1 protein-coding gene and 1 rRNA gene are annotated in these 1,150 nt (G+C 41.4%); both read right to left on the bottom strand.

Translation table 11 applies throughout. The features are described from left to right. Entirely contained in the window at window positions 1–288 is a 288-nt protein-coding gene (locus H5181_RS20285) for a transposase (RefSeq protein WP_182751891.1), read from the bottom strand. A 751-nt stretch (window positions 289–1,039) separates the two neighbouring features. Next, window positions 1,040–1,150, bottom strand: a 5S ribosomal RNA gene (rrf, locus tag H5181_RS20280); the annotation flags it as partial.

Raw genomic sequence — 1,150 nt, 5'->3', positions numbered from 1 at the left:
CTATCGTTTGATGTTGTCTTGCATTAAGAGAGCGGTAGCCTTTTTTAGGATGTCTTTCTCCCATTCAATCTTCTTAATTTGCGCTTCAAGCTCTTGAATTCGTTTTTGCTCAGGAGTGATGGCATTAGCTGATGGAGTAATACCTTCAAATTCTTGTATTAGCTGGGTTACCCAACGTCTAATCGCTGTCGGGCCATCACAAGCTTCTCGGATGGTGTAGCCTTGTTTAATTACAAGGTTAGCGGTATCTATTTTAATTTCTGTTGAGCAAGTTGGTTGAGTCTTCATTACTGTTACATCGTTTAATCTTCAGGCAAGTTTACCTCATATCGATGTACAGTTTCATTAAGCTACAATACAGTAAACTAACAGCCATCTGATTAAGCTGGCCAGCTATCGCTCTCGCATCTGCTGAGCAACTACTATCATAGTGGATTGCAATTGATAGCAGGCATAACTTCTCACGTTCAGGCTTTACTAATCCACGATGTTTTAGATGATAATGGTAGCTACTACGTGGTATGCCAAACAAATGACAAAGCTGTTTGACGATATTCTACTCTCTCGATAACGATTTAATTAACGCTATCGTTTGATGCTGTCTTACATTAAGAGAGAGATAGCCTTTTTGATATCATCTATACAACAATGTGATGCAATCAACAGCCATCCTCTCAAATTACAGACGTAAAAAGCTCGCTAATAATAGCGGGCTGTTTCACGACTCTTGCAAGTCAATTAGGCGCCTGAAAATGACCTATTTCGCATGGGCATATCGTCCACACAAGCATTATGCTCATATTAACCAAACCGTAATTAAGAAATGACAGACGTGAAATAGCCCGCTACATAATAGTGGGCTGTTTCACGACTCTTTCAAGTCAATTAGGTGCCTGGAAATGACCTATTTCGCATGGAATATCGTCCACACAAGCATTATGCTCATATTAACCAAGCCGTAATGTCAACAAATGACAGACATAAAAAAGCCCGCTACATAATAGCGGGCTGTTTCACGACTCTTGCAAGTCAATTAGGCGCCTGGAAATGACCTACTCTCGCATGGGGAGACCCCACACTACCATCGGCGATACTGTGTTTCACTTCTGAGTTCGGAATGGGATCAGGTGGTGCCACAGCTCTATGGTTT

The sequence above is a fragment of the Shewanella sp. SG44-2 genome (assembly GCF_014164215.1).
Taxonomy (GTDB): Bacteria; Pseudomonadota; Gammaproteobacteria; order Enterobacterales; family Shewanellaceae; genus Shewanella; species Shewanella frigidimarina.
This window is presented reverse-complemented; position numbering and strand designations above follow the sequence as displayed.